The following is a 26,587-nucleotide window of genomic DNA, read 5'->3' as shown; positions in this document are numbered from 1 at the left end:
GGAGATGAGACTCCACCGACACACGATCTTCGCCCGCGAGCGTCGAGCCGGAACGGCCGCCATGGCCACGCTCGTCACCACGGTCATGCTCCTCACCGTGGCTGCCGGACCGGTCACTGCGGCACCCGCCACCGAACCGCGGTCCGGGACGACCGGCGAGATCCTCGGCACCGGCAACGCCACCCCCGTGCCCGGCAGCTACGTGGTCACCCTCAAGGACAGCGACGGTACGGTCGGCGATCGGCAGGCTGGCGTGTCCCGCCTCGCCGACCGGTACGGCTTCCGCCCGGACCAGGTCTGGCACGACGCGCTGAACGGCTTCTCCGTGCGGACCTCCGAGCTGGTGGCCCGCCGGCTGGCCGCCGACCCGGCGGTGGCGGTCGTGGAGCAGGACCGTTTGATCAGCTTGGCCACCACCCAGACGAACGCGCCGTGGAACCTCGATCGGATCGACGCATCGCTGGGACTCAGTGGTACCTACAACTTCACCAGTGTCGGGACCGGCGTCCGGGCGTACATCGTGGACAGCGGGATCCAGATCAGCCATGTCGACTTCGGCGGCCAGGCGGTGTACGGCTACGACGCCGTCGACGGCGCGCTCCCGGCCAACGACTGCAGCGGGCACGGCACCCACGTCGCCGGCACCGTCGGCGGGACGACCTACGGGGCGGCCAAGAACGTCGTGCTGGTCGCGGTCAAGGTGTTCGACTGCGCCCTGCCGAGCACGCTGTCGATGTTGATCAACGGGATCAACTGGATGATCGGCAACCACCCCGCCGGGCAGCCGGCCGTGGCGAACATCGGCGTGCTGACCAGCCCCACCCTCGCGCTCAACACCGCAGTGACGAACGCGGTCGCCGACGGCATCACGGTAACGGTTCCGGCCGGCAACTCGAACGTGAGCGCCTGCACCGTCTCACCCGCGTCGGTGCCGACCGCGCTGACCGTAGGTGCGACGTCGACGAACGACAACCGGGCAAGCTGGTCAAACTTCGGCTCCTGCCTGGACATCTTCGCTCCCGGCGAGCGCATCACGTCGGCCTGGTGGAACTCGATCACCGCGACCCAGACGATCAGCGGCACCTCACACGCCGCGCCGCTCGTCGCCGGCGTCGCCGCTCGGGTGCTCAGCAACAACCCGACCTGGACACCGGCCCAGGTGGCCAGCTACCTGTTCAGCGTCGCCAGCCCGGTCGTGATCAACCCGGGGGCCGGCTCGCCCAACCGTCTCCTGCACCTGTCCCCGGCGCTCTGACCTGACCCTGTCACCGGCGGGCCCACGCGGCCAGCCGCTCGCCATCCCGAAACGGAGCGAGCAGGCCGCGCAGGGCCGGTCCGGGTCGCCCGAAACCTGGCAAACTCCGTCCCGACCAGCAAAGCAATCAAGGCCGTTACCGGCGTTTTCGCTGGTAACGGCCTTGATCGTGAAGTGCGCCCGAAGGGACTCGAACCCCTAACCTTCTGATCCGTAGTCAGATGCTCTATCCATTGAGCTACGGGCGCTCGGTGCTTGGCCAGTCTACACACCCGGCTTTCGCGCGGAGACTCCGGGATTCGAACCCGGGAGGGGCTTTAAGACCCCAACCGCATTAGCAGTGCGGCGCCATAGACCAGACTAGGCGAAGTCTCCCTGGTGGCCCTGCAGACCACCGCGCCCGAGGATACAGGGCCTCACCCATCAGGAGCAAAGCGACTTCCCCGGTCCGCCCCTCCACCCCTGCATCGGGCTGTCCCGAACGAGGCCGAGACTCGCCCCGGCCTCGCCTTTCCCTGCTGTGCGCGGACGTGATCAGGACTACGCTCCATCGATATGCAGGAGCAGCCGCCGCGCGAGCCGACCCGCCGAGAGCCTGCTGAGGGAGCACGCCGCCGCTCCCCGAAGGCGACCTTCAGCCCGCCGCCCGCCCCGCCCGAGCCAGTCGGGCAGGAGGATTCCGGGAAGCGCCCCCGGCGGGCGAAGCCGGCGCCCGCCGTGCTCTTCCAGCCACCCTCGGCCGATCCGCCGCTGCCCCGCCAGGCCGACCGAGCGGCCGAACGGGCGCCACGGGAGCGGCCCGGCCAGGCGGACGAGACCCGTGGAAGTGACATCGCGCACACCGACGGCGGCGCGCCCGCCCCTGCCGGCGATCAGCCGGGATCCGCCACCGCTGGGGACCCGTCCACCTCCGGCGCGGAGACCTCTGGCGGTGACGCCACCCCCGCGCGCAAGGTGCCCGGGAAGAGGGCGGTCACGAAGAAGGCCGCGCCGACGCAACCGACGACGGCAAAGGACGCGACAGACCAAGCCGAGGCAACGGTTGCCGCAGGGCCGGGGAGGGCGGACGCAGAGCTGAGGACGGCGGACGCAGAGTCGGGGACGGCGGAAGGCGCGGTGCCCCCGGCGGCGACGAAGGGCACACCCGCGCGGAAGACCACAGCCGCCCGGAAGGCCGCGCCCGCGAAGAAGGCGACGCCCGCGAAGAAAGCCACGCCCACGAAGAGGGCCGCACCCGCCGCGAGGGCCGAGCCCGCCCGGAAGGCGACGCCCGCGAAGAAGGCCGCCCCGGCGACGCTCACCCCGGCGACGGTCGCTGCCGAGGCCCCGGTCCAAGCCCCAACCGCCGCGCACCCGCAGGTGGTCGAGCGGCACACCGGCGCCGGGGCGGCGGAGACACCGCTGGGGCGTACGCCGGAAACTGTCCTCCGGCTGGCTGCCACGCGGATGCTGGAGCATCCCGGGTTCGCGCCGGAGTTGCTGGCCCTGGCCGCCGTCGAGGCGGTCGGGCCGCGCGCCCGCGACTGGGCGCAGCGGATCCGGGAGGCGTACCCCGACGCGGGTGCCGACGGGTTGGCGCGGCTCGCGACCCGGCGGTTCGTCCGGCAGGCAGGGGCGGGCGGGGCGACCGCCGCGCTGGCGGGGCTCTTCGCGCCGGTGGCCGAACTGGCGGCCGTGCTGTGGGCGCAGGCCAACCTGGTGCTGCACCTCGCGGCGGCGTACGGCCGGGATCCGGCGCATCCGGACCGGGCGGTGGATCTGCTGGTGCTGACCCGCGTGCACCCGGACGCGGAGAGCGCGCGGGCGGCGCTGGCGGCGGCCCGGGCGGCGGACGCGCCCGACGAGGCGGGCTGGCCCCGGGCGGCGGAGGCGGCGTGGCGGCTGGCGGCGCCGTTGGCCGCCCAGGCCGGCGGCTGGCTGGCGCTGCGGGTGGCGTCCCGGCTGCTGCCCGGCGCGGCGGTGCTCGTGGCGGCGGCCGGGGACGCGGCGGCGGCCGAGCGGCTCGCCGCCCGCGCGATCACCGCCTACCGGCGACCCGCGCCCCGCTGAGCCTGCGCTTGGCGGAACGGCGGAAAGGACGCGGGCCGCTGGTAGATCTTGGTACGAAACGGCCCCCGGAGGGGCGCTTTCCGACCAAGATCGGCCGGGGCGGCACCCGGCGGCGGGCCGCGGAGGGGACGCGGAGGGGAGGGAGAGGGCTGGCGGGGGTCAGAGCCAGTCGAACCACTCCCTCGGCAGCATGGCGTAGCCGACGAAGGCGACGACGTCGAGCAGCGTGTGCGCGACGATGAGCGGCATGACCCGGCGGGTACGCAGGTAGAAGAGGCTGAACACGACGCCCATCACCACGTTGCCGAGGAAGGCGCCGAAGCCCTGGTAGAGGTGGTACGAGCCGCGCAGCAACGCGCTCGTCGCGACGATCGCGCCGATCCGCCACTGGAGTTGGCGCAGGCGGGTGACCAGGTAGCCGACGACGATCACCTCCTCCAGCACCGAGTTCTGCACGGCGGCGAGGATCAGCACCGGCACCGTCCACCAGAGCTCGGGCAGCGCGGCCGGCACCAGCGTCGCGTTGACGCCGAGCTGGGCCGCCGCCCAGAACAGCGCCAGGCCGGGCAGGCCGATGAGCGCGGCCAGGCCGGCGCCGCGGGCCAGGTCCTGACCGGGCCGTCGGGCGTCCAGGCCGAGCGTCCGCGCCGGATCGCCGGGGTCCCGCGCCAGCAGGTGTACGGCGAGCAGCACCGGCAGCAGCGCGAAGACGATCCCGAGCAGCTGGTAGGTCAGGTCCAGCCACGGCCGGGGTGACGCCGAGGTGTTGAGCGCGGCGGTCTGCTTCGACAGCGGCCCGTCGGCGGTCAGCTTCGCGATGATCGACACCGTCGCGTAGACGGCGGACTGGCCGAGCGAGAGGCCGAGTACGAGCAGCGTCTCGGTGCCGAGCATCCGGCGCGTCGCCGGGCGTTGCAGCTCAACGGTCACCGCACCACTGTGCCCGACGTCCCTCGGGATGAGACCGGCGACCGCTCCGACGTCACCGGGCGGCGGCACCGCCCGAACGAGCCTCACGAGCCGATCGCACATTCTGTGCGACCAGTCGACACGCTCCGTGGACATTCTATGGGTGCCCGATCCGCCGTCAGGAGAAGGAGCGCGCCCCGTGGACGACTTCGCAAGGCTGCTGAAGGAGAGCTGGACCCTGGTCGAGGAGCACCGGGAGCGGCTGAGCGGTCACTTCTACGCCCGGCTCTTCCTCCTCGACCCCGAGCTGCGCAAGCTCTTCCCGGTGGAGATGACCGGGCAGGGCGACCGGATCCTGGAGGCGATCGTCACGGCCGCCCAGACGGTCGGCGACCCGGAGAGCTTCGACGAGTACCTGCGCGCGCTGGGGCGGGACCACCGCAAGTACCACGTCGACGCGGCGCACTACGAGACCATGGGCGTCGCGCTGCTCGACGCGCTGCGCAGCGTCGCCGGCGACGGCTGGAACCTGGAGTACGACCAGGCGTGGCGGGACGCGTACGCGGCGATCACGGAGAAGATGCTGGCCGGCGCGGCGGCCGACGACAACCCGCCGTTCTGGCACGCGGAGGTGCTGACCCACGAGCGGTACGGCAGGGACACGGCCGTGCTGACCTGCCGGGCGTTGCAGTTTCCGCTGGCGTGGAAGGCCGGGCAGTACGTGAGCCTGGAGGTGCCCCGCCACCTTCCCCGGGTGTGGCGCACCTACTCGGTGGCGAACGCCCCGAACGACAACAACCTGCTGGAGTTCCACGTCCGTACGCCGGCGGGCGCCGGCTGGGTGTCGGGGGCGCTGGTGCGCCGGGTGAAGCCCGGCGACCTGCTGCGGGTGGCGGCGCCGATGGGGTCGATGACCCTGGACCGCGCCTCGGAGCGGGACATCCTCTGCGTGGCGGGCGGCGTCGGGCTGGCTCCGATCAAGGCGCTGGTGGAGGAGCTGGCCGGCTACAACCGGACCCGCTGGGTGCACGTCTTCTACGGCGCCCGTACGGCGGCGGACCTGTACGGCCTGGCCGGGCTCCAGGAGCTGGTGGCCGCGCACCCGTGGCTGTCGGTCACCCCGGCGTGCAGCGAGGATCCCGACTTCGACGGCGAGCTGGGCGACGTCTCCGAGGTGGTCAGCCGGTACGGCCCGTGGACGGCGCACGACTGTTACGTCTCCGGTTCCGCCCGCATGGTCCGGTCCACCCTCCGGGTCCTCGCCGAGGACGGCGTCCCGCCGGAGAACACCCGCTACGACACCTTCGGCAACCTCTAGAAGCGTTCCTCCCCCCGAACCGGGGCGCGTGCCCCTGCCCCCTGGGGCACGCGCCCCGGTCCCCCAGACGGGCGGACCGGCACCGCCCCGCACGACCACGTCCGCCCGGCCGTCCTTCCCACCCGCGCGGACGTGGTCGTGCCGCCCGGCTGGTGCGTGGAGTCAGTAGCGCCAGGGCCGGCCGGTCTCGCGGTACTCCTCGACCGGGACCAGCGGCACCCCCGGCACCATCCGGTCGACGTAGAGCCGCCCCTCCAGGTGGTCGATCTCGTGGGCGACGAGCCGGGCCATGCCGAACTCGAACGAGGTGATGATCCGGCTGCCGTCGTACTGGGCGTGCTCCACGTCGAGCCGCAGCGGCCGGGGCACCAGGCCGCGGTGGTCGAAGAACGAGAGGCAGCCCTCGTACTGCTCGTCGCTGTCGGGGGAGGCGTCGACGACGCGGGGGTTGAGCAGCACGACCGGGTCGGCCGACCGGTCGGGGGGCCGGACGACCGCCACCGCCCGGCCGAGGCCGAGCTGCGGGGCGGCGATGCCCACCCCCTTGCGGAACGGGTGCATCTCGTCGAGGCGGACCAGGGTCGCCGCGAGGCGGTCGGCCACCTCCCGGGCCGCCTGTTCCTCGCGGGGCAGGTCGAACGGGCGCGCCGGCTGGCGGAGCAGGTCGTCGCCGCGCTGCACGATGCCGATGCCGCGCATCCGCTCGCTGGGCCGGACCCGCCCGGCCTCCTCCGGTTCGGCCTCCGGCCGGCTGCGGAACCGCCACTGCAACCGGTAACGCGCGTTGAGCGGTGGGTCCTCGGTCGCCCAGTCGAAGATCACCCGGTCGGCGTCCTCCTGCTTGGTGACCGGTGTGCGCAGCGGGCCCTCCTCCGCCGACAGCGAGGTCTCCGCGCCCCAGACCTGCGGGTCGAGGGCCGCCGGAAAGTCCAGGCGTACGGCCATCTGCCGGGTGGGCAGCCGGACGGCCCGCTGGAACCAGGGGCCCCACTTGTCATGCCCGACGCAGTAGGCGTACTCGATGGTGGCCCGGTCGCCGGGGTAGAGGGGGAAGCGCCGGTCGGTGTTCTCGAAGAGCAGCCACAGTTCCTTGAAGGCGTCCCGGTCGTGCTTGGCCCGCCAGTGCATCGCCTCCCGCTCGTCCCCGTCCTCCCGGTACGCCTGTAGTCGCAGCTCGGCGAAGGTCAGCGGGTGTTCCCGGTGGTGCAGGTTGGAGCGCCCGGGGTCGTTGGGGTAGCGGTCGACGGCGACCCGCACCAGGTAGCGGGTGACGGGCTCGGTGCCGGCGTTGTAGAGCTCGCGCCGGATGACGCAGCGGTAGGCGTCGTCCAGGTGGGTGAGGGTGGCGAGTTCCCGCTCGACGATCAGACCGGTGCCGGGCGGCATCCACTGCCCGGGTACGGGTGGTTCCCGGTGTGCCCGCTCGGCCCGGGCGTGGCGCAGTTCGTCGTACTCCTTGAAGCGCTGCCAGATGGCGCCGCTGGCCTCCAGCACGGCCTCGGCGCGGCGCGCGAAGTCCTCGGTGGGGCGGTGCCGCCGCCCCTCGACGTGGCTGACGTACGACGGGTCGAAGCGCATCAGGGTGGCGAGCTGCTTCTTGGACAGCCCCCGACCTGTGCGGTGCCGGGCGACCTCGGCGGCGAAGGAGTCGGCAGCCCGATCGAGCGGTGAGGTCATCAGCTTCCTCGTGGCCGGGAGTATCAGTTTCACGTTCTGTGGCGACGCGCACACGGAACTGGCACCTTGCCGACACGAACATTGACAGGAAGCGATGATTGCCGATACTGGGCCGGGTTTTCCGCCCCGGGGGCCGGGTAGTACGCCGACCGGCGGGCGGAGTGACCGGCCCCTCCCGATCCGACAGAGGCGAGGCTTCCCTTACCCCGCAGACTGTGGTTAGGCTAGCCTTAGTCAGTGACGGGCGTACCGCCCGGCGACAGCGACGACGGGGCGGGTGAGTCCAGTGACAGCGGTGCTGCCGGAGCGGGACGTGGCCGCCGCGCCGTTGGCGCCGGTGACCGCCACGATGCGCGCGATGTTCGGCACCGACGACGTGCCCGGTCTCGCGCCCGGTCTGCTGGTGCACGACGAGTTCGGCTGGCAGCCGGCCACCGCGCTGGTCGGCGGCGCTCTCCTGCCCGACTTCCTGCGTTCGGCCGCCACGCGCTGGGGCGGCACCCCGCACGCGTGCGCCGCGCTGGCCTGGAAGTCGTACAGCTACTGGACGGCGCTGCCCGTGGTGCTGGGCTGGACCTCGGCCCGCCGGGTTCCGCTGCTGGACCCGGCCGACGTGCTGATCCACTTCGAGGACCACCGGCCGCTGCTCACCATGGGCCTACGCCACTCGACCGCGATCGCGGTCCTGCCGGGCGACCCGCTGGCACTCGCCGGGCTGCCCGAGGTGCGCGTCGTCGCGGACGAGGCGGAACTCCTCCGGGCGCTGCGGGCCTCGCTGCTCGACGCCCACCTGGCCCCCATGGTGGCCGCGATCCAGGCCGAGGTCCGCATCGGCGCGCGCACCCTGCTCGGGTCGGTGGCCTCGGGCATCGCCCACGGCATCCTCCGGGCCGCCGACGCCCTGCCCGGCTCGTCGGTCGAGACGATCGAGACGCTGCTCGGCGCGCTCGACCTCGCCGACCTGGTGGAGCTGGTCCCGGGCCCGAACGGCGAGCCGACCGTGCAGCGGCGCACCTGCTGCCTCGCGTTCACCCTCCCCAAGCCCAAGATCTGCCAGGGCTGCTGCGTCCGCCAGGCCTGACGACCGGCCGTCCGGCACGCCGCCGCCCCCCACGCCCCGATCCCGCCGGCGTCAGTCCGTGAGCGGGCGCACGTCCCAGAGCCAGACCCCTCCGGTGTACGTGGGATGGACGCCGGTCAGCTCGGTCATGCCCCGGCGCAGCGCGTCGGCCTGCCGGTGCGGCCCGAGCACGACCGCGCCCGCCCGCCAGTACCGCAGGTCACCGACCGCGTCGACCCGCGCCTGCGGGGTGATCGGCGGCACCGCGCCGGTTCGCCGTATCTCGCCGAAGAACTCGCTGGTGGGGCGGGGCGGCGCGGAGAACAGGGCCACCCGGTCGCGGCCGGCGCGGGTGTCCGGGCCGAGGAAGTAGCCGCGGGCGATGGGCATGTCCAGCCCGGTCCGCGCCGACCAGCGCAGCGGATCGGCGTAGTGGGTGTCGGGCAGTGGCAGGGTCACGATGCTCCGCCCACCCTCCGCGTACGGCCGCCAGGCGCCCGAGGTGACGAAGTCGGGTACGGGCTCCAGCCGGGTGGTGGGCAGCGGGGTCGGCAGGATCGGCAGCAGGGCCATGGCCAGGACCGTGGCGGTGGCGAAACGGATCTGCGGGCGCGCTGGCGGCTGCCGGTCGGCCAGGGCGCGTACGCGCTCCGCCCCGTACGCGAGCAGCACCCCGACGATCGGGGTGATCGCCAGCGCCCACCGGGTCGGCACCACCGAGTGCAGGACGGGCAGGTTCTCCAGCGCCGCCCACGGGCCCGGTATCCCGGTTTCCCTGCCGTTGAGCTGCACCTCCCGCCCGAGGGAGAGCAGGCCGAAGAGGAGCGCGAGGACGGCGAGGCCGCGTACCACGACGTTGTCGCGCAGCCACCAGAACAGGGCGACGACGAGCACCACCAGCGGCCAGCCGAAGAAGGCGTTCTCCTCGGTGGGGTTCTTGGCCAGCCCCTGCGCGCTGCGGGCGTCGCCGGCCAGGGACTCCCGCGAGTACGCCACGAACGACGCGAGGTCCGTCGAGTAGCCCCGGATCAGCCGGGACAGCCCGTTGTAGGCCCCCGGACCGAAGAACTGGACGTACAGCGGGTACGCGAGCACCACCAGCGCCACGGCGGCGGCCACCCCCAGCCCCGCGAGGAACGGCCGGGCCCGGCGGCGCAGCCCGGGTCGGCCGAGGGCGAGCGCCCCGACGACCACGCCCAGCCCGATGGCGGTCATCAGCAGCACCTCGAGGTTGAGGAAGGCCTGCCACACGATGACCAGCGCGAGCAGCAGCCCGTTGCGAAGCCAGCGCCCCGGCTCGGCGAGCCGCAGGGTGCGCCAGACGATCAGGGGCACCACGTACTGCGAGACGATGTTGGGGTGCGCGTTGGCGTGCGAGACCATCGCGGGCGCGTACGCGCAGAAGGCGGCGCCGAGCCAGGCCGGCCCCCGGCTGCCGACGACCACCCGGGACAGCAGGAAGTACCAGGCCGTGGCCGTGGCGATCATGCCCAGCGTGAGGAAGAGCAGAAACGACGCACGGGTGCCGAGCAGGAGCGTGACGGGCGTCATTGGCAGAGATACGGATAATACGGACGTATTCGCCATGAGATTCACGCTCTCCGGCACGTTCATCCGGTCGGAGGTGAATGGATCAACAAAATCGGTCAGCACCCGAGCGCCGTGCGCCATCATCCACTCGAACTGCGACTGGTCCGTGCGGTTGTCCCGGATGCCGTGCGACGGGCGCAGCCAGAGCCGCGCGGTCACCCAGAAGCCCAGCACCACGAAGCTCGCCACGGCGGCGGCGTCGATCCACCACCCCTTCCAGGCCCGTACGCCCCGGTCGGGCCCGTCCGCCGACGTCCCGGGCCCTGGCCCGCCGCCAGGGAGGCCCGATTCAGGAGTAGTCATGACGATTCGTAGAGTAGTCAGGCTATGGCGCCGCCGTGACATGTTTCGGGGTACTGGCGTACCATGTGCCGGGTTCGCCGACCGCCGATCACGTGCCAACCCCCGACCGCATTTCGGCCACCACCGGTGCCCCGATTTTTCTCCCGCCATCGCGGATGATTCACTCTGTCGGTCCAGGCGCGGGTCGAGTTCATATCGTGAGGAATCGACGCATGGCAGAAATCACTGGGGATCAGCGCGTGCAGTCCGAGGTCCTGGAGGGCCTCGCGACGGCGGTCAACCACCGCCGCTGGTTCGTCGAGTTGGCCCTGCCGTACCTCGGTGACAACCCGATCGAGATCGGCAGCGGGCTCGGCGACTACGCGCTGGAGTGGGCGGAGCGGCTGCCCCGGTTCACCGCCACCGAGGCCGACCCGGACCGGCTCGTCTCACTCAAGGAGCGGCTGGCCGACCAGCCCCACATCGAGGTCCGGCAGATGCTGCTGCCGCACCCCGACCGGGGCGACTACAGCGCCGCCGTGTCGTACAACGTGCTGGAGCACATCGAGGACCACGTGGGCGCGCTGCGCAGCATGCGCGACCTGGTCCGGCCCGGCGGCAACGTCATCATCATCGTCCCGGCGTTCCAGTTCGCGATGAGCCCGGCGGACATCGCCACCGGCCACGTGCGCCGCTACACGAAGAAGACCTTGGCCGCCGCGATGACCGACGCCGGCCTGACGGTGGAGAAGATCCACTACGCGAACGCGCTCGGCCTGATCGGCTACTTCATGGCGACCAAGGTCTTCCGGCTGATGCCGAAGGAGGGCCCGATGGTCAAGGTCTACGACACCCTCGTGCTCCCCGTCACCAAGGCGGCCGAGCAGCGCCTCCTGCCCCCGTTCGGGCAGTCCGTCTTCGCCGTGGCCCGCGTACCCTCCTGACCGTCCCCTGCCCGGCCCGGGTCAGTCCTTGACCTGGAAGGTCGGGCGGATCACGGCCCGGGCCAGGGTGTGGAAGGCCAGGTTGAAGCCGACGTAGGCGGGGGTCGCGTCGGGGGTGACGTCGAGGCGCTCCACGTCCAGGGCGTGCACCGCGAAGACGTAGCGGTGCGGCCGGTCGCCGGCCGGCGGGGCGGCACCGCCGTAGCCCTGCTCGCCGTAGTCGTTGCGGACCGTGAAGGCGCCGCCGAGATCGTCCCCGGCCGCGCCGCGCGGCAGCCGCGTCACGCCGGCCGGCAGGTTCACCAGAACCCAGTGCCAGAACCCGCTGCCCGTCGGCGCGTCCGGGTCGAAGCACGTCACCACGAACCCCTTGGTCTCGGCCGGGAAGCCGGACCAGGTGAGCTGCGGCGAGACGTTGTCGCCGCCGACGCTGCCGTGGGCGTACGCGGCGTCCATCGGCTCGCCGTTCTGCACGTCCTCACTGGTCAGCGTGAACGACGGGACGGTCGGCAGCAGCTCGTACGGGTCCGGGGCGATCGGTCGTTCCAGGGTCATCGGGGCAGTCCTTCCGGTGAGCGGTTGTCTCTCCGCACCCTTCTTACCCCGTCGGCGCCCGCGATCGAACCGGAAGCGCCGGGCGTCCGCGCAACCCGGCGTCCCGACCGTCCACCCCGGCCAGCGGACGCCTACCTCAACGGCGTACGCACCTCGGATCGCAACCAGGCCAGGCCTTCCTCGTCCCGGTCGTCACCCGGTGCCTCGGCCCAGGCGATGACGTTCACCACTTCCCTGACGGTCAGGCCGAACTCCCGTCGCAGGGCCGAGCCGGCCCAGATGAGGGACCCGGAACGGTGAGCAATCGGAGGACTTCCGAAGACCTTGCCGGGGTCGAGCAGGCCGGCTCGGCCGAGGACGGTCTTGATCGCCTGGTGCACCCGCATGCCCACGGGGCCGATCTCGCGGGCCAGCCAGTCGCGCTTGAACCTCCCCTCGTCGCCCGGGCGCGTAGTCTCGCCCGGTGATCAAGATGCCTCTGACCGCTCGGCGATGGCGTCGCCGGGCGACGGTCGCCGCTGCCATCACCTTCGCGGTGGCCTGCATAGGTGCGCCGGTCAGGCAGGCGGTGACGAGGGCGGTCGAGGCGGGGCGGGGCGAGAAGACGCCCGCTGCGGCGGCCGAGGCATACCTCCTGGCGGTCTTCCAACCGGACGACAACCCCGACATCAACCGGTGCCTGTGCGGCGACAATCGGGACGAGCTGTTCCGGCAGGCTCGCGACCTGCGCAAACAGGTCGAGTCGCAGGTCACGTTCGGCGTGCGGGTCGAGACCGCCAACTGGCAGACCGACTCGGACGGCGGGGTCTCAGCGATGGTGGACCTCCGGTTCACGGAAGTCCACCCCTCGGGAAACGTCACCTTCACCGGTGCCACCTACCGGTGGCGCTTCCAGACGACGGAAGAGGGGGGCATCAGCGGCGGCTGGAAGGTCTGTCGCGTCGACGCGCCGCCGCTGTGCGGCACCTACCTCCGCTGCTGACGACACCTGCGCACGTGCGCGGCGAGCCGAGCGAGCAGGCTGGAGGCCCTACTGAGGGGCCACGTCAGGCCGGTCGGCCACGAACGTCCCTCGTGCGTGCACGGTAACGACAAGGCCCCGGTCGCGCAGCTCCCGCATGGCCATCCGCACCGTTCCCCGGGCTACGCCGTAGGTCTGCTGGAGGTGCAGTTTGTTGCGGTACCGGCTGAGCCACCTACTGGACATCGCCGCGGCAGTACGCGACGGCGCGCGCTGGGCGTAGCCGAACTCCTCGTTCTGCAGGGCGTTGGCCGCCCTTCCCCACGAGCCCCCACCAGCGATCAGCCCCGGCCTAGAAACCGGAGCTGACCTGCTTGAATATGAGATCAAGAAGGCGGAGGGTGTGGGATTCGAACCCACGAAGACATCGCTGCCTTACCGGTTTTCAAGACCAGCGCCATCGGCCACTAGGCGAACCCTCCCGCGCCGCGCCCGTGAGGTACGCGACCGTGCCTAGTCTGCCACGGACCCGCTGCGGGCGAGCGGGCACCGCACCCGCGCTGGAATGATCGGCGGCATGTGGGAGAACCCGTCGGTGGTGCTGATCAGCGGGATCATGGCCGCCGGAAAGTCCACTGTGGCCGAGGCGCTGGCCCGGCGGCTGCCCCGCGCGGTGCACCTGCGCGGCGACGTGTTCCGACGGATGGTGGTCAGCGGCCGGGAGGAGATGACCGCCGAGCCGTCGGCGGAGGCGTGGCGGCAGTTGCGGCTGCGCTACGACCTCGCCGCGTCGGCGGCGGACCGGTACGCCGCCGCCGGCTTCACCGTGGTGTTGCAGGACGTGATCCTCGGCGCGGAGCTGCCGGCGATGGTCGACCGCGTCCGGCACCGGCCGCTGGCGGTCGTGGTGCTCGCGCCGAGCCCCGAGGCCGTCGCCGCCCGCGAGGAGGCGCGGGAGAAGAAGGGGTACGGGGACTGGCCGGTCGCCGCCCTGGACGCGGAGTTCCGGGCGGAGACGCCCCGGATCGGGCTCTGGCTGGACAGCTCGGAGCTGACCCCGGCGCGGACGGTGGACGAAATCCTGGCCCGGGCGTGGACCGACGGACGGGTGGGGTAGACACGGAACATGCGCGCGATGACGATCCCGGAGCCCGGCGGACCCGACGCACTGGTCTGGAGCGAGGTGCCCGAGCCCGAGCCCGGGCCGGGCGAGGTGATCGTCGACGTGCGGGCCAGCGCGGTGAACCGGGCCGACCTGCTGCAACGGCAGGGGCACTATCCGCCGCCGTCGGGCGCGCCCGCGTACCCCGGGCTGGAGTGCTCCGGGGTGATCAGCGCGATCGGTCCCGACGTGGCCGGCTGGGAGGTGGGCCGGGAGGTCTGCGCGCTGCTGGCCGGCGGCGGCTACGCGGAGCGGGTGGCCGTGCCGGCCGGGCAGCTCCTGCCGGTGCCGGCCGGCGTCGACCTGGTCGACGCGGCGGCGCTGCCCGAGGTCGCCTGCACGGTCTGGTCGAACGTGGTGCGGGTCGCCGGGCTCGGCAAGGACGAGACGCTGCTGCTGCACGGCGGCGGCAGCGGGATCGGCACCTTCGCGATCCAGCTCGCGGTCGCGCTCGGCGCCACCGTGGCGGTCACCGCGCGGGCCGCCAAGCACGAGCGGCTGCGGGAACTGGGCGCGGCGCACACGATCGACTACCGCGAGCAGGACTTCGTCGAGGAGGTCCGGCGGGTCACCGGCGGTCGGGGCGCGGACGTCATTCTCGACATCATGGGCGCCGCCTACCTGCCTCGGAACGTGGCGGCGCTGGCCACGGGCGGCCGGCTGGTGGTGATCGGCATGCAGGGCGGCCGCAAGGGTGAGCTGGACCTCGGGGCGCTGCTAGCCAAGCGGGGCACGATCACGGCCACCGCGCTGCGTTCCCGGCCGCTGGACGAGAAGGCCGAGATCGTCCGCGGCGTCCGCGAGGAGGTGTGGCCGCTGGTCGAGTCGGGCGCGGTCCGGCCGGTGGTGGACCGGCGGGTGCCGATGACCGAGGCGGCGCGGGCGCACCGGCTGGTCGAGTCGAACGACCACGTCGGCAAGGTGCTGCTGACGACCGGCTGAGGCTCAGGGTGTCGGGTCCCCGGTCGTACGGGGGAGCACGAGGCGGGCGCCGGGGCCCTCGCCGCCGAGCGAGTCGCCGGGGTTGTTGAGCGTGCAGCGTTGCAGGGACAGGCAGCCGCAGCCGATGCAGCCGTCGAGGTCGTCGCGGAGCTTCGTCATGAGCCGGATCTTCTCGTTCAGCCGCTCCCGCCAGGTCGCGGAGAGCCGCGCCCAGTCCTCCGCGGTCGGGACCCGCGACGCGGGCAGGGAGTCCAGCGCCTCCCGGATCTCCTCCAGCGAGATGCCGACCTGCTGGGAGATCCGGACGAACGCCACCCGGCGCAGCTCGGTGCGGGCGTAGCGGCGCTGGTTGCCACCCGTCCGCTCCGCCCGGATCAGCCCGAGCCGCTCGTAGTAGCGCAACGCCGAGGGCGCGACACCGCTGCGGATGGAGAGCTGGCCGATGGTCAGAGACTCGTGCATCACGTTCGCCTTGAGTTGAAGTGGACTTCAACTTGCAGGCTAACGGCATGACCACGACCACCGCCAGCGCGGGCCCGGCCCGGACCGCCGCGCCGCCCCGCGACCCCGTGTCCGCGCCACCCCGTCATCCGGGCGCCCCGCCGTTGCCGGGACCCGTCGGGCCGCTGTACGAGCGGATCCGCGCCGGTCGCGAGTTCGGCGCGAACGTCCGCTCGACCGTCGACGTGCTCTGGGTGCTCTACGACCGCATCCTGCGGGTCACCCCGGAGACCGTCGACGACCCCGGCCGGGACCGGTTCCTGCTCTCCAAGGGGCACGCCGTCGCCGGCTACTACGCCGTGCTCGCCGCGAAGGGATTCGTACCCGCCGGCTGGCTCGACGACCAGGGCGGGCCCGACAGCCGGCTCGGCGACCACCCCGACCGGGTGCTGGTGCCCGGGGTGGAGATCGGCTCGGGCTCGCTGGGCCACGGGCTCGGGCTCGGCGTGGGCACCGCGCTCGGGCTGCGAGCCCAGGGCCTGCTCACGCCCCGGGTCCACGTGCTGCTCGGCGACGCGGAGCTGGACGAGGGCTCCAACCACGAGGCCATCGCGTACGCGGGGGCGACCGGGCTGGGCAGCCTGACCGCGATCGTGGTCGACAACGGCTCCGCCACGCACGGCTGGCCGGGCGGCACCGCGGCCCGGTTCACCGTCAACGGCTGGACCGCCGCCACCGTCGACGGGCACGACCACGACGCCCTGCACACCGCCCTGACCGGGCACGACAACCACCGGCCGCACGTCGTCGTCGCGGTCGTCGACCAGGGGGAGTGACCGTGCGGGACCGATTCGTCGAGACGACCACCGCGCTGCTCGCGGAGGATCCGCGTACGGCGCTGGTGCTGGCGGACATCTCCGCCGACGCGTTCGCCCCGGCCGCGTACCGGCACCCGGACCGGGTGCTCAACGTCGGAATCCGGGAGCAACTGCTGCTGGGCGTGACCGGCGGGCTCGCCCTGACCGGGCTGCGGCCGATCGCGCACAGCTACGCGCCGTTCCTGATCGAGCGGGCGTACGAGCAGATCAAGCTCGACCTCGACCACCAGGGCGTCAGCGCGGTGCTGGTCAGCATCGGGGCGTCGTACGACCGGGCGGAGTCGGGGCGTACCCACCTGTCCCCGGCCGACGTCTCGCTGATCGACACCCTGCACGGCTGGACCGTGCACGTTCCCGGGCACCCCGACGAGGTGCCGGCGCTGCTGCGGGACGCGGTGGCCGGCGACGGCTCGGCGTACCTGCGACTGTCCACGCTGCGCAACACCCGCCCGTACGGTGGCGACGGCGCGCTGCGGGTGCTCCGGGACGCGGGGCCGGGCGCGCCGCTGCTGGTCGCGGTCGGGCCGGTGCTGGACGCGGCGCTGGCGGCGGTCGGCGACCTGGGGGTGACGGTGGCCTACACCCACCGGCCGCGGCCGTTCGACACGGCGGGGCTGCGGGCGCTGGCCGGCGACACGGTGGTCCTGGTGGAGCCCTACCTGGCCGGGACGTCGACCCGGGTGGTGTCGGCGGCCCTGGCCGACCGGCCCCACCGGCTGCTGGCGCTCGGCGTGGGACGCGAGGAGTTGCGCCGCTACGGCTCGGCCGAGGACCACAGCCGCTGGCACGGGCTGGACGCCGCCGGGCTGCGCCGCTCGGTCGCCGGGTTCCTGGACGCGGCGCCGGTGCCGGCCGGCCGCTAGGTCAGCGGGTCGGGGCGCCGAGGGGGCGGCGGCGGGTGCGCTCGCGGCCGAGGATCCAGAGCGCCTCGACGCCGTCCTTCCAGGTGATCTTCTTGCCCTCTTCGCGGCCCCGCGCCCGGTAGCTGATCGGGACCTCGTAGGGGCGGATGCGCTGGCGCAGCAGCTTGCCGGTGACCTCGGCCTCCATGCCGAAGCCCCGCGAGCGGACGTCGAGCGAGCGGTAGAGCGCGACCGGCATCAGCTTGAAGCAGGTCTCCAGGTCGCCGATGTAGGAGTTGAACAGGACGTTCGCCGCCATCGTGACGCCCTTGTTGCCCATCACGTACCAGAAGCTGTAGGCGCTGTGGCTGCCGAAGGTGCGGTTGCCGTAGACCACCGTGGCCCGCCCGTCGAGCACCGGGTCGAGCAGCTTGGGGATGTCCAGCGGGTCGTACTCCAGGTCGGCGTCGAGAATGACCATGTAGTCGCCCTCGGCGTTGTCGACCGCCGTCTTGATGGCCGCGCCCTTGCCGGCGTTACGCTGGTGCGTGATGATCCGCAGACGCGCGTCGTCGGCCCGACCGAGGATCTCACCGGTGCCGTCCCGGCTGCCGTCGTCGACCACGACAAGCTCGATCTCACACGGGTAGTCGACCGCCAATGCCTGCTTGAGGGCATCCGCGATGCGTTCCTCCTCGTTGTAGACCGGCATGAGGATCGAGAGCTTCACGGGAATCTCCACGGTGGCGACGATATGTCGGCCCTAGCCTAGCCTGGCAGCCTGCGGGGCGGTGCTCAGCACTGCGGGCATTGGGCGCGGCCGCCCCAGGTTCATGGTGTTTACTGCCGCCATGTCGGCACTCGGCTACCCGCTCGCGCTGGCCCCTGTCGCCGCGATCGGACTGCTCGCCGTGGCGCTGCGCCCGGTCGCGCCCGCCACGGTCGCCCGGCGGCGCCTCGCGCTGGTCCGGGCGGCTCTGGTCACCGGCACGTTCGCGGTGCTCACGGTGGAGCTGCTGGGCGCGCTGCGGCTGCTCACCCTGCCGGCGTTCGCCGCCGCCTGGCTGACCTTCCTCGCCGCCGCGGCCGTCGTCGCCGGCCGGCGACGCCGCCGCGACGCCGCGCACGGCGGGCTCCGGGCCGCCGCGCACCGCGCGGTCGAGGTCGTCGCCGCGCCCGAGCCGGCGCTGGTCGGCGCGACGACGCGCCCGACCGCCGGCGCCCCCGCCCCCGCACCGCCGCCGCCGGCCGTCGACCCCGGCGTCGCCTCCCGCCCCGCCGGCTGGTCGACCCGGTTGGCCCGCGCCTGGCGTACGGCGGGTCGGGGCGAGCGGCTGCTCGCCGGCACGGTCGGCGGGCTGCTGCTGGTCGAGCTGCTGATCGCCCTGCTGGCGGAGCCGAACAACTTCGACTCGCAGACCTACCACCTGCCCAAGGTGGAGCACTGGGTCGCCCGGGGCGGCCTGGACTTCTGGCCCACCGCCATCCACCGGCAGGTGACCATCCCGCCCGGCGCCGAGTACCTGCTGCTGCACCTGCGCCTGTTCACCGGCGGGGACGCGCTGCACAACCTGGTGCAGTGGGCGGCGGGTGTCGGCGTACTGCTGGGGGCCACCCGGATCACCGCGCAGCTCGGCGGGGGACGGCGGGCCCAGTTGCTCACCGCGTTCGTGCTCGCCACCACCCCGATGGTGGCGCTCCAGGCGACCAGCACCCAGACGGACCTGGTCTGCGCCGCCTGGGTGGCCTGCGCGGCGACGGTGGCGCTGGACGGGCTGCGTCGGCGCGCCGGGGTCGGGGCGATGCTGGCGCTGGGGGCGGCCACCGGGCTGACCGCGCTGACCAAGACCAGCGGCCTGGTCGCAGTCGGGCCGCTGCTGCTGCTCTGGGGGCTGGCCCAGCTCCGGCTGGCCCGCACCGGCGCGGAACCGGACCCTGCGGAACCGGACCGCGCGGGGCTGGACCGCGCGGGGTCGCGCGACCTGGTCACCGGCACCGTCGGCCCGGCCCGTGCCGGCGGCTCGGGGTCGCGGCAGGTGCGCCGGACGGTCGCCGGGTCGGCGCTGATCCTGCTGGTCGCGGTGATGGTGGTCGGGCCGTTCCTGGCACGGGTGACGGCCGAGTTCGGGCATCCGCTCGGGCCGCCCCGGCTGCGCGAGTCCATCCCGATGGAGCGGCACGACCCGCCGTCGCTCGTGGTCAACGCGCTGCGGATCGCGCACACGGCGTTCGACACCCCGCTCGCGCCGCTGCGCCGGGCGGGCGCCGAGGCGATCGTCGGCGGCGCGGAGCTGATCGGGGTGGACCCGCAGGACCGGGCCACCACGTTCGGGCGGGAGCGGTTCCCGGTGCCGTCCTGGTATCCCGACGAGGACCGGGTGGCCTTCCCGCTGGCCGGGGCGCTGGCGGCGATCGGGGCGGCGTACGCGCTGGCCCGGCCCGGCCGGATCAGCCCGACGCGGGCGGGGCCGCTGCGCGCGTACGCGGTGGTCGTGGTGGCGGCCGTGCTGCTGCACACCGCCATGATCAAGTGGCAGCCGTGGGGCAACCGGCTGCTGCTCTACGCGCTGACGCTGGCCGTACCGCTGGCGGGCCTCTGGCTGGACGCGCTGTTCCGGCGCCGGGCCGCCGGCGCGGGGGGACGGCGGTCGGTGGCGGCCGGGCTCGCGGTGAGCGTGCTGGCCACCTGCGCGCTGGCCGGGGTGCTGGCGGTGTCGTACGGCTTCCCGCGCCGGCTGGTCGGGGCGGGCTCGGTCTTCACGACCTCCGAATGGGACACCCGGTTCCTGCGCCGTCCCCAGTGGGCGGAGGAGTTCCGCTGGGCCGCCGACGCGGTACGCGCGACGGACGCCCGCCGGATCGGCCTGGTGCAGCAGAACGACAACTGGGAGTACCCCTGGTGGCTGCTGCTGCGCGACGCGGACGGCCGCCCACCGCAGCTGCTGGCGCTCCAGTCGGTGCTGCCCGGGCGCCCGCCGGCCGACCCGGCCACGGTCGATGCCATCGTCTGCACGGGCAGCCGGCCGGCCTGCACGGCGCTGGTGCCGGCGGGCTGGCGCGTGCAGTTCCGGGGCTACGTCGGCTACGCCCTCCCGCCCGGGCGCTGAGCCGCCGCCTCGACGCCGACCGGCTGTCCGCCGCGCCGGCCCCTTGACGGCGCCGACCCGCCGGAAGGGCCCGCGCCCGCCCCGCCGGCGATCCGCGTGCCGCACGGTTTGCCCCTATCGCCAGGTTCTGCACCCTGCGCGCAACGAATCCGAGACGCATTCACTCACCTCGATGCCGACGCTACCTTCTGGTAACTCGATCGACGTCCCGCGATCGAGCCGAAAGGAGTGCGTCGATGCTTGGTTCCCCTGCCAGGCGCGAACGCGCGACCCGACGACGGGTGTCCACCGTCGTCGCCGCCGCCGCTCTCGTCCTGCCGATGCTCGCCGGAACGGCCTCCCCCGCCACCGCGGCCGACCGTCCCGCCATCCAGCCACTCGCCGCCAACCTGGAGGCGATCCGCGCCGCCGAGGCCACCGCGCTCTACGGCGCGCCCGCCGTCCGCCCCATCGAGCAGCGCCGCACCGCGCTGATCACCATGGGCGACAGCGAGATCTCCGGCGAAGGGGTCGGCAACTACGTCCCCGGCACCCACCAGCCCGGCAACTGGTGCGACCGCTCGTACGACCAGGCGGTCTTCCGCACCGGGCTCACCGCCGACGAGAAGTACAACATCGCCTGCTCCGGGGCGACCCCGTGGAACCTCATCCGGGGCGGGCCGACCCAGCACAACGAGCTGAACCAGGGCGACCACCTCGCCATCAAGGCCCGCAACACCCACATCAAGCTGATCTGGGTGGTGGTCGGCGCCAACGGCGACGGCACGATCCAGTTCGGCCCGGTCGCCACCGACTGCGCCGTCCGCCGGGTCTTCTTCCAGGGGCCCTGCTACCCCACCTACACCGACCAGTGGACCGTCCGCACCGACGGCAGCCGCCGGGCGGTCGAGGACGCGCTCGCCGACATCCGGCGGACCATGACCGGCGCCGGCTACCTACAGTCCGACTACGAGCTGGTGCTCATGTCGTACCCGAGCCCCGGCAGCCCGGACGTGGAGGACAACCCGAACTTCCCCGGCTGGTACTCCGGCGGCTGCCTGCTCTACCTGGCCGACGCCGCGTTCGCCCGGAACAAGGCGGTGCCGCTGTTCGAGTCGGCGCTGCGGGCGGCGGCGGCCAACACGGGGACCCGATACCTGGACGCCAGCCGGCTCTTCCACGGCCACGAGGTGTGCACCGACAGCACCTCCGTACGCGGCCTCTTCATCGAGATCGGCGTCTGGGACGAGAACGCGGCCCGGCAGTCGTTCCACCCGAACAAGCGCGGGCACGGAATGTTCGCCCAGTGCATCACCCAGTTCGTCGACTCGGGGCGGCAGCGGGCCACCTGCGTGGACCCGGCCAGCACCGGCAACGGCGTGCTCTACGACGGGCTCTTCGAGTTCAAGCAGCTGCGCAACGCCGCCACCGGCACCTGCGTCGACGGCAGGGGCTACGACTCGCGCAACGGCACCCTCCAGCAGTCGTACGGCTGCCACGGCGGGCGCAACCAGGGCTTCTGGTACGACCCGACCCGCCAGTCGCTGCACTCGGAGCTCTCCCACGACCGCTGCCTGGACGTCGCGGGCGGATCGTTGAGCGCCGGCACGGCGGTGAACATCTACGACTGCCACGGTGGGGCCAACCAGAAGTTCGTGGTCGCTGGCAACCAGATCAGGACGGCCGGCAACGGCAACCTCTGCCTGGCGTTCGACAGCCCGGCCTCGGGCACCCCCCGGCTGCGCCTGGCCGCCTGCTCCACCAGCACCCGCCAGCAGTGGTCCTTCGAGTCGCGCAACTTCGCCAACCCGGTGGGCTACGGGCACGACGACTTCATCGGCTCCCGCGTCTACTGAGTTCGACCGCCTTCGAGCGGTGTCGCCCTCCCCGGGGCGGCACCGCTCGCGCCGTCCGGGGTGGCCCGCCGTCGCCGACGGGCCACCCCACCTACTTCTGCCGGGCCGGCACGACGATCAGGCGGGCGACCCCGCCGTCGCCCGCCTTGGCACCCGCCACGCCGACCGTCGTACCGACCTTCACGTCGGCGGACCGGATCGTCGTACGGCGCTCCACGACGCGCAGTTCGTCGCCGAAGGTCCAGGTCATCGTGAAGCCGTCGGCGGACTTCACGGTCATCGAGTCGCCGTCGACGGCGGTCACCTCGCCCCGCTGCACGACGACCGTCTTCGTCCCGCCGTCCTTCGTACGCACCACGGCCTCGCCGTGCAGGGTGTTCCTCCGCAGTTGCACCCGGGCCTGCCGGCGCTCGCGCCGCTCCTCCGCGCGCTCGCGCCGCTGTTCCCCGGCCGGGCCCGGCGACGCCTGCGGCGAGGCGGGGGCGGCCAACGGTTCGACGTCCAGGTCGCCGGCGTCGAAGCCCATCGCGGCCAGCGCCTGGCCCTCCGCGCCGAGCGCGGCGACGACCTCGACGGCGGTCTCCCGGGCCGGCTGACCGGCCACCTCGGCGGGGCCGCATCCGCCGACGCCGAGCGCGACCGCCGCGAGCAGCGTGGTGGTGGCGATTGACCAACGTGCCATGAGTCTCCCTCTCGTCCGTGGGACACCAGCCTCCCGCCGTACCGCGAGCGCCAGGTCAGACCGATGTTCGGGTCAGGTAAGGATCCGGGGGCAGCCGGACGGTGAACGCGGCACCGCCCTCCGGCGCGTGCCCGGCCGCGATCTCCCCGCCGAGGCGGCGGACCAGGCCGGCGGCGAGCGCCAGCCCCAGCCCGCTGCCCACCTTGCGCACGCCCCGGTAGCGCTGGTGCAGGGCGCCGCGCTCGAAGGCCACCGCCAGGTCGTCGTCGGTGAGGCCCGGTCCGCCGTCGCGGACCTCGACGACGCCGCCCGCCGCCGGCTGCGCGCCGGCCGGCCGGACCGCGAGTACGACCGGCGCCGCCGGCGGTACGACCCGCAGCGCGTTCTCCAGCAGCCCGTCCACCACCTGCCGGATCCGGCCCGGATCGGTGTACGCCGGCACGGCGGCGTCCGGAACCTCCACGCGGAACGGCACCCCGACCGCCGCGCACCGGTCGGCCCAGGTCCGACCCGCGTCGGCGGCCAGCCGGGCGAGGTCCACCGGGACCGGTTCGAGCGGGAAGTCGGCGGCCTCCAACCGGGCCAACGCCAGCAGGTCGCTGACCAGCCGGTCCAGGTGCTGCGCCTCGGCGAGCACGGTACGACCGGCACCGGCCGCGTCCGCCGGCCCGATCACCCCGTCGGCCAGTGCCTCGGCGTAGCCGCGGATCGCGGTCAACGGGGTGCGCAGCTCGTGCGAGATGGAGAGCAGGAACTCCCGTTGCCGGCCCTCGCTGGTGGCCAGCGCGGCGGCCAGCCCGTTCAGCGCGTACGCCAGGTCGGCCACCTCGTCGGGCGGCTCCACCGGTACGCGTACCGCCCGGTCCCCGGCGCGCAGCCGGGCGGCGGCGTCGGCGGCCCGCCGGATCGGTCGGGCCAGCCTGCGGGCGAGCAGCAGCCCGGCGGCCACCCCGGCGGCGAGCCCGGCCAGCAGCGGCAGCCAGAGGCTGGGCACCACCTGGCGCCACGGCGCGGTCGACCGGGACCGGGTCAGCACCAGCCCGTTGCCGCCGGGCAGGGCACGTCCCTCGATGAGGGTGCGCCGCCCGTCGAGCGGCCGGCGGGTCGACACGTTGCGCCCCTCGGCGACGCGCCGCACCACCCGCGGCGGCAGGCCGGGGCGTTCGGCCACCCCGCCCCGGATCAGGTACGCGTCGACGCCCTGGGCGTCCAGCTGCCGGATGAGCCGCTCCTCGTCGCCGGTCCGGCCGGTCTCCAGCCGGGGGCGCAGCACCTCGGCCGCGAGCCGCGCCTGCGCGGCCAGCGCCTCCTGGTCGCGCCGCTCCACGCCGCGTACCGCCAGGGGCACCGCGACGATCGCCGTGACCAGCACGGAGACCAGGGCGACCGCGCAGGTGACCAGCACCGCGCGGGAGGTCAGCGTCCGGCCGGGACGGTGCCGCGGCGGTGGCGGCGGCGCGGCGGTCGGCTCAGCCATCGGCGGCGTACCCGACGCCCCGGTGGGTGCGGATCACGCCGGCTCCGCCCAGCTTCGACCGGACCTGTGCGACGTGCACGTCGACGGTCCGGGTGCCGGAGTGCGCCGCGTACCCCCACACCCCGGCGAGCAGTTCCTCCCGGGTGAAGACCCGGCCCGGCCGGGCCATCAGGTACGCCAGCAGGTCGAACTCGGTGGAGGTGAGCTGGACCGGGGTGCCCTCGACGGTCACCGTCCGGCGGGTCGGGTCGAGAGCCACCGCGCCGACGACCCGGGGCAGGCCCGTCCCCTCGGGCGCCCCGGCGGTGCGCCGCAGCACCGCCCGCACCCGGGCGACCAGTTCGCGGGGGCTGAACGGCTTGGTGACGTAGTCGTCCGCCCCCAGCTCCAGTCCGACGACGCGGTCCACCTCGTCGTCGCGGGCGGTGAGGAAGATGACCGGCGTCCAGTCGCCGGCCTCGCGCAGGCGACGGCAGATCTCGGTGCCGGTCAGGGCGGGCAGCGCGATGTCGAGGACGCAGGCGACCGGGCGCAGGCGGCGGGCGGCGGCCAGCCCGGCCGCCCCGTCCCGTTCGAGGTGTACGCCGAAGCCGTCCCGACTCAGGTAGAGCCGGACCAGGTCGGCGATGGCCGGCTCGTCCTCCACCACGAGGACGAGCCCGCGAGGCGGGGCGTCGGCGGTCACCGGCCCATGATTGCCGACGCGGCGGCGCCGCAGGGGCGGCGGATGTTCGGGTTCGGTAAGAAGGCGCTCAGCGCACCACGGCGGGGCGGAAGGTGGCGGGCCGCGCGACGGGCGGCGCCTCGCCGATGGTGGCGACGAGCCGCTCCCGGGGCGTACGCAGCCGGGTCCGGAAGGCGTGGTTGAGCAGCGCGTCGAGCTGCCACACCTGCTTCGGGTGGCGGGTGCGGATGAGGAACCGCTCGCGGATGCCGTCGATGGCGGTGGCGGCCAGCTCGACCGAGTGCAGGCGCGGGTCGGGGCTCCAGGTGACGTTGCTGAGTTCCCGCAGGTCCGTGTTGAGGTGCAGGCGCAGCCGGTGCAGCACGCGGGTCTGCTGGGTGACGACCAGCCGCCGGTGGGTCAGCAGGAGGAGGTATTCGCCGGCCATCGGGCGTTCGGGCCGGGCGCAGCGGGTGACGAGGATGGTGGCGTCGCCGGAACCGACGCAGCGTCGGAAGACCGGCATGTGCCGGGTGACGGTCTGCACCGCCAGCCCGGCCTCGGAGGCGGCCGGGAGGAACGTTCGGGAGAAGACGTCCATGCCCTGCCCAACGAGGCGCGACCTGGGGTGACGTGGGTCACGCCATAATTTTGGAAGTTCCACGGGTGCGCGTCGCACCGCCTGTCCGGCTCCGCCGCCACGGCGGGACGGGGCGGGCGGCGCCGCCGGGCCGATGGCGGGACGCGGGGCCGGAGACGGGACGGGACGCGCCGCCGGGGCGGCTCAGACCGGGTCCGGGGCGAACAGTTCCTGCAACCAGCCGGGCACCGCGGCGGCGTACTCGGCGCGGGTCGGGTCGGCGCCCTGGAGGGCGCGGCGCCAGGAGAGCGCCCGGCTGACCCGGGTCACGCGGACGGCCAGGCGGGCCGCCTCGCGCAGCGTGGCCCGGTCGTGCCCGTCCGACCACGGCTCCAGGTAGGCGTCGCGCAGCCGCGCCAGCGCCGGGTCGCCCTCGGGCAGCCCGAACGCGTCCGCGACCGAGTTCAGCGTCACCAGCAGCGTGCCGAACGGGTGGGCCACCGAGGCGTCGCCCCAGTCGAAGAAGCGGTACCCGTCGTCGGCGACGAAGACGTTGCCGTCGTGCAGGTCGTCGTGCTGGACGGTCGGCGCGACGCCGGAGCCGGCCAGCCGCCGGCAGTCCTCGGCGAAGGCGGAGCGGTGGGCGCGCAGCCGCCCGTACGCCTCGGCGGAGAGCCCGTCCTCCGCGCCGAGCAGCAGCGACCCCTCGTCGTCGAGCAGCGCCCCGAACAGCTCCGGCAGCGCCTCCGGCCGGTGGTCGGGCACGCCGAGGGCGAGCAGTTCGCCGGCTGCGGGCGCGACCGCGCGCTGGAGATCGGCGTACGCGGGCAGGACCCGTTCCCAGCGGGTCAGCAGGCCGCGGTCGCCGCCCAGCGCCTCGCGCAGCGTCGGACCGCCGTCGGGCAGCAGCGACCAGCCCCGCCCGGCGTCCACGGCGACCGGGTCGAGTACCCGGCCGGGAACGAGCCGGGCCAGCGCGCCCAGCAGCGCGGCCTCGTGCCGGGTGCCGGGGTTGTTCGCCTTGAACCAGACATCCCCGGCGTCGGTGGGCACCCGCCAGACCAGCGACCAGGGCCGGACCCGGGGCTCCACCGGCCCGACCACCCGGCGGCCGTGCCGGGCGAGGTGCTCGCCGACCCAGTCGAGGGCGGTGTCCCGCCAGCGCGGGTCGGCCCAGTCGGCGTACGGCGTGGCGGCCCGGTCTGTGGGTGGCGTGGCGGCGTCGGTCACGCCGGGAACCTAACCGCCACCCGCTCCGCCGGACCACGCGTTTTCCGTCGCCCACGACAGCTCGCGGCCCGGCGGCGACCCGACCCGGCGGCAAGCCGGATCGGCGGGTTGCCCGACCGGCGGCGAGCCCGACCGGCCAGAGCCGCC

General features: G+C 73.8%; 25 protein-coding genes, 3 tRNA genes and 1 pseudogene. 12 read left to right on the top strand and 17 right to left on the bottom strand.

The genetic code is table 11. The features are described from left to right. Window positions 1-4 precede the first annotated feature (4 nt). Complete coding sequence (locus AC5L34_RS07415; RefSeq protein ID WP_441174027.1) at window positions 5-1,255, top strand: S8 family peptidase; 1,251 nt, start codon at window positions 5-7, stop codon at window positions 1,253-1,255. A 175-nt stretch (window positions 1,256-1,430) separates the two neighbouring features. On the opposite strand, the gene AC5L34_RS07410 is transcribed toward AC5L34_RS07415, so the two are convergent. From AC5L34_RS07410 to AC5L34_RS07400, 3 genes are all read right to left on the bottom strand, one after another. Continuing rightward, window positions 1,431-1,503, bottom strand: a tRNA-Arg gene (locus AC5L34_RS07410). A gap of 36 nt (window positions 1,504-1,539) precedes the next feature. Next, window positions 1,540-1,630: transfer RNA gene (locus tag AC5L34_RS07405), tRNA-Ser, on the bottom strand. Between the two features lie 497 nt (window positions 1,631-2,127). Further along, window positions 2,128-2,556 (bottom strand): hypothetical protein, encoded by a 429-nt coding sequence (locus AC5L34_RS07400; protein ID WP_441174026.1) that lies wholly within the window; start codon window positions 2,554-2,556, stop codon window positions 2,128-2,130. Window positions 2,557-2,701: 145 nt separating this feature from the next. Between AC5L34_RS07400 and AC5L34_RS07395 the strand changes: the two genes are divergently transcribed. Continuing rightward, entirely contained in the window at window positions 2,702-3,304 is a 603-nt protein-coding gene (locus tag AC5L34_RS07395) for a hypothetical protein (RefSeq protein ID WP_441174025.1), read from the top strand. A gap of 159 nt (window positions 3,305-3,463) precedes the next feature. Here the strand turns inward: AC5L34_RS07395 and AC5L34_RS07390 are convergent, their stop codons facing one another. Then, window positions 3,464-4,234 (bottom strand): CPBP family intramembrane glutamic endopeptidase, encoded by a 771-nt coding sequence (locus tag AC5L34_RS07390; protein ID WP_101415309.1) that lies wholly within the window; start codon window positions 4,232-4,234, stop codon window positions 3,464-3,466. A 178-nt stretch (window positions 4,235-4,412) separates the two neighbouring features. Between AC5L34_RS07390 and AC5L34_RS07385 the strand changes: the two genes are divergently transcribed. Then, the gene (locus AC5L34_RS07385; protein WP_494824162.1) at window positions 4,413-5,531 is read left to right on the top strand and encodes a globin domain-containing protein; all 1,119 of its coding nucleotides are present in this window, start codon (window positions 4,413-4,415) and stop codon (window positions 5,529-5,531) included. Between the two features lie 162 nt (window positions 5,532-5,693). Here AC5L34_RS07385 and AC5L34_RS07380 read toward each other — a convergent pair whose 3' ends face one another. Then, the gene (locus AC5L34_RS07380) at window positions 5,694-7,211 is read right to left on the bottom strand and encodes a peptide deformylase (RefSeq protein WP_494824215.1); all 1,518 of its coding nucleotides are present in this window, start codon (window positions 7,209-7,211) and stop codon (window positions 5,694-5,696) included. A 346-nt stretch (window positions 7,212-7,557) separates the two neighbouring features. On the opposite strand from AC5L34_RS07380, the gene AC5L34_RS07375 reads away from it, so the two are divergent. Continuing rightward, on the top strand, window positions 7,558-8,289 hold the full coding sequence (locus AC5L34_RS07375; protein ID WP_494824213.1) for an IucA/IucC family C-terminal-domain containing protein: 732 nt from the start codon (window positions 7,558-7,560) through the stop codon (window positions 8,287-8,289). 51 nt (window positions 8,290-8,340) lie between these two features. Here AC5L34_RS07375 and AC5L34_RS07370 read toward each other — a convergent pair whose 3' ends face one another. After that, the gene (locus AC5L34_RS07370) at window positions 8,341-10,161 is read right to left on the bottom strand and encodes a DUF6311 domain-containing protein (RefSeq protein ID WP_441174024.1); all 1,821 of its coding nucleotides are present in this window, start codon (window positions 10,159-10,161) and stop codon (window positions 8,341-8,343) included. A 212-nt stretch (window positions 10,162-10,373) separates the two neighbouring features. Between AC5L34_RS07370 and AC5L34_RS07365 the strand changes: the two genes are divergently transcribed. Beyond that, on the top strand, window positions 10,374-11,084 hold the full coding sequence (locus tag AC5L34_RS07365) for a class I SAM-dependent methyltransferase (protein WP_357717757.1): 711 nt from the start codon (window positions 10,374-10,376) through the stop codon (window positions 11,082-11,084). A gap of 21 nt (window positions 11,085-11,105) precedes the next feature. On the opposite strand, the gene AC5L34_RS07360 is transcribed toward AC5L34_RS07365, so the two are convergent. Both AC5L34_RS07360 and AC5L34_RS07355 read right to left on the bottom strand, forming a co-directional pair. Beyond that, complete coding sequence (locus tag AC5L34_RS07360; protein ID WP_494824159.1) at window positions 11,106-11,639, bottom strand: YbhB/YbcL family Raf kinase inhibitor-like protein; 534 nt, start codon at window positions 11,637-11,639, stop codon at window positions 11,106-11,108. A gap of 320 nt (window positions 11,640-11,959) precedes the next feature. Continuing rightward, window positions 11,960-12,100 (bottom strand): annotated as a pseudogene (locus AC5L34_RS07355) (FAD-linked oxidase C-terminal domain-containing protein); the annotation flags it as partial. Window positions 12,101-12,102: 2 nt separating this feature from the next. On the opposite strand from AC5L34_RS07355, the gene AC5L34_RS07350 reads away from it, so the two are divergent. After that, a complete protein-coding gene (locus tag AC5L34_RS07350) occupies window positions 12,103-12,621 on the top strand; it encodes a hypothetical protein (protein WP_494824158.1) in 519 nt (172 codons plus the stop codon). Between the two features lie 48 nt (window positions 12,622-12,669). Here the strand turns inward: AC5L34_RS07350 and AC5L34_RS07345 are convergent, their stop codons facing one another. Together AC5L34_RS07345 and AC5L34_RS07340 are read right to left on the bottom strand one after the other, a co-directional pair. Then, window positions 12,670-12,846, bottom strand: coding sequence for a GntR family transcriptional regulator (locus tag AC5L34_RS07345; RefSeq protein WP_494824156.1), 177 nt, complete (start codon window positions 12,844-12,846; stop codon window positions 12,670-12,672). A gap of 149 nt (window positions 12,847-12,995) precedes the next feature. Continuing rightward, window positions 12,996-13,082, bottom strand: a tRNA-Ser gene (locus AC5L34_RS07340). Window positions 13,083-13,177: 95 nt separating this feature from the next. On the opposite strand from AC5L34_RS07340, the gene AC5L34_RS07335 reads away from it, so the two are divergent. Continuing rightward, a complete protein-coding gene (locus AC5L34_RS07335; protein ID WP_441174017.1) occupies window positions 13,178-13,717 on the top strand; it encodes an AAA family ATPase in 540 nt (179 codons plus the stop codon). A 9-nt stretch (window positions 13,718-13,726) separates the two neighbouring features. Then, window positions 13,727-14,704, top strand: coding sequence for an NAD(P)H-quinone oxidoreductase (locus tag AC5L34_RS07330; protein WP_494824154.1), 978 nt, complete (start codon window positions 13,727-13,729; stop codon window positions 14,702-14,704). Between the two features lie 3 nt (window positions 14,705-14,707). On the opposite strand, the gene soxR is transcribed toward AC5L34_RS07330, so the two are convergent. Then, the gene (gene soxR, locus AC5L34_RS07325) at window positions 14,708-15,166 is read right to left on the bottom strand and encodes a redox-sensitive transcriptional activator SoxR (RefSeq protein ID WP_441174015.1); all 459 of its coding nucleotides are present in this window, start codon (window positions 15,164-15,166) and stop codon (window positions 14,708-14,710) included. Window positions 15,167-15,213: 47 nt separating this feature from the next. Here soxR and AC5L34_RS07320 point away from each other — a divergent pair, with 47 nt between their 5' ends. Both AC5L34_RS07320 and AC5L34_RS07315 read left to right on the top strand, forming a co-directional pair. Beyond that, complete coding sequence (locus AC5L34_RS07320; RefSeq protein WP_494824152.1) at window positions 15,214-15,981, top strand: thiamine pyrophosphate-binding protein; 768 nt, start codon at window positions 15,214-15,216, stop codon at window positions 15,979-15,981. 2 nt (window positions 15,982-15,983) lie between these two features. Further along, window positions 15,984-16,886, top strand: coding sequence for a transketolase family protein (locus AC5L34_RS07315; protein ID WP_494824150.1), 903 nt, complete (start codon window positions 15,984-15,986; stop codon window positions 16,884-16,886). 1 nt (window position 16,887) lies between these two features. Here the strand turns inward: AC5L34_RS07315 and AC5L34_RS07310 are convergent, their stop codons facing one another. Next, window positions 16,888-17,595, bottom strand: a complete 708-nt coding sequence (locus tag AC5L34_RS07310; RefSeq protein WP_441174096.1) for a glycosyltransferase family 2 protein — start codon at window positions 17,593-17,595, stop codon at window positions 16,888-16,890. A gap of 121 nt (window positions 17,596-17,716) precedes the next feature. Between AC5L34_RS07310 and AC5L34_RS07305 the strand changes: the two genes are divergently transcribed. Continuing rightward, entirely contained in the window at window positions 17,717-19,972 is a 2,256-nt protein-coding gene (locus AC5L34_RS07305) for a hypothetical protein (protein WP_494824149.1), read from the top strand. Between the two features lie 236 nt (window positions 19,973-20,208). Continuing rightward, the gene (locus AC5L34_RS07300) at window positions 20,209-21,807 is read left to right on the top strand and encodes a ricin-type beta-trefoil lectin domain protein (protein WP_441174010.1); all 1,599 of its coding nucleotides are present in this window, start codon (window positions 20,209-20,211) and stop codon (window positions 21,805-21,807) included. 91 nt (window positions 21,808-21,898) lie between these two features. Here the strand turns inward: AC5L34_RS07300 and AC5L34_RS07295 are convergent, their stop codons facing one another. The 5 genes from AC5L34_RS07295 to AC5L34_RS07275 all read right to left on the bottom strand — a co-directional run bounded on the left by AC5L34_RS07295 (window position 21,899) and on the right by AC5L34_RS07275 (window position 26,440). Then, the gene (locus tag AC5L34_RS07295) at window positions 21,899-22,489 is read right to left on the bottom strand and encodes a hypothetical protein (protein WP_441174009.1); all 591 of its coding nucleotides are present in this window, start codon (window positions 22,487-22,489) and stop codon (window positions 21,899-21,901) included. A gap of 55 nt (window positions 22,490-22,544) precedes the next feature. After that, window positions 22,545-23,966, bottom strand: a complete 1,422-nt coding sequence (locus AC5L34_RS07290) for a sensor histidine kinase (protein WP_494824146.1) — start codon at window positions 23,964-23,966, stop codon at window positions 22,545-22,547. Then, window positions 23,959-24,651 carry a response regulator gene (locus AC5L34_RS07285; protein WP_441174007.1) on the bottom strand — a complete coding sequence of 231 codons (693 nt, stop codon included), beginning with the start codon at window positions 24,649-24,651 and terminating at the stop codon, window positions 23,959-23,961. Before AC5L34_RS07285 ends, AC5L34_RS07290 begins: the two co-directional genes overlap by 8 nt. A 67-nt stretch (window positions 24,652-24,718) precedes the next feature. Continuing rightward, window positions 24,719-25,231 (bottom strand): hypothetical protein, encoded by a 513-nt coding sequence (locus tag AC5L34_RS07280; protein WP_089002903.1) that lies wholly within the window; start codon window positions 25,229-25,231, stop codon window positions 24,719-24,721. Between the two features lie 183 nt (window positions 25,232-25,414). Beyond that, window positions 25,415-26,440, bottom strand: coding sequence for an aminoglycoside phosphotransferase family protein (locus AC5L34_RS07275; RefSeq protein ID WP_494824144.1), 1,026 nt, complete (start codon window positions 26,438-26,440; stop codon window positions 25,415-25,417). Between the last annotated feature and the right edge of the window lie 147 nt (window positions 26,441-26,587).

Source organism: Micromonospora sp. ZG13, assembly GCF_059359355.1.
Note: the sequence above shows the minus strand (reverse complement) of the source record. Positions and strands in the feature narration are given on the sequence as shown.